The following is a 981-nucleotide window of genomic DNA, read 5'->3' on the forward strand; positions in this document are numbered from 1 at the left end:
GTTTATGACTTTGATGCCTTTGGGTTTGCCTGTGTCGCTGGGACCGTAGTCTAGCAGTCGTTCGGCAAGCTTGTGTAGGGACTTGTAGTCGTTCCATGCCTGCGGAGCTTGATACATGAATCCGTATCGGCGATCTGTCTTTTTGCTTTCGAGGCGAGCAATTAATCGACTGAATTGCCCATGGAAATCTCCGTTTTTTTGTTTTCCGCTCGACCCGGCAACTCTCTCCGAGTTCATTTCTGAAAGTTGCTGAATTGCCTTATCTATGGAGAAGGGAACCGGGCTGTCTATAGTGAACTGGCTTAAAATTTCGCTCTTCCCGAGAAGTTGAAGTGTTTCTTTTTTTAGCTCGGAGATGATGTTGTGAATGGCCAGTGTCTGATTGTGTGCTGTGAATTCGCTCCTTTCTACGAAAAGAGTCTGCATCTCTTCGAATGAAAGAAGCCAGTAGGGCAGGAAAAGTACATTCGCTCCAGGGGTCGCGAGATCGGCGGGGCCGGCGATTCGATATTGCTGTGCGTATGTTAATTTGCTGTATTCGCCGTGTAAATCCAGCAGAATGATGTTTGAGTCTGGTAGCTGGTTTGCCTGTTCGAGAATTCTTGCGACGGCCCAGCTTTTTCCGCTTCCTGTGCTTCCAAGCAGTGCGGCATGCCGTTGGAAAAGCTTGTTTCCGTCGAGGAATGCGTCGGCGCGAAGGTCGAGACTGAATTGTCCGAAATGTAGCGGGGTGTTCTTGGCAGTTTTTGAGTTGGTCGAAACTACATTCATGAATCCGTTTAGGTTCTTGTCTGCAAGTAGGAAAACCTGTTCATCGATGCCTGGCAGTTCGTCCATGGACCGGCTGAACTGAGTGCCGTTGTTTCTTTCGCGGATGCATCCCAGGAGGGCAAGAAGAGCACCGCTGTCTTCAGGTATGGCCAGTTCGTCGATGTCATCGGAAAGGGAGTCTTCTCGCTGTCCTTTTTGTGGTAGTCGATC

General features: G+C 49.4%; 1 protein-coding gene. It reads right to left on the bottom strand.

Annotated elements, in window-relative coordinates; all coding sequences use genetic code 11:
- Window positions 1-981: ATP-binding protein (locus tag G4D87_RS38150; RefSeq protein ID WP_163787633.1), on the bottom strand; the 981-nt coding region annotated here is incomplete at both ends.

It is taken from the genome of Myxococcus vastator (genome assembly GCF_010894475.1).
In the GTDB taxonomy this organism is placed as follows: domain Bacteria; phylum Myxococcota; class Myxococcia; order Myxococcales; family Myxococcaceae; genus Myxococcus; species Myxococcus vastator.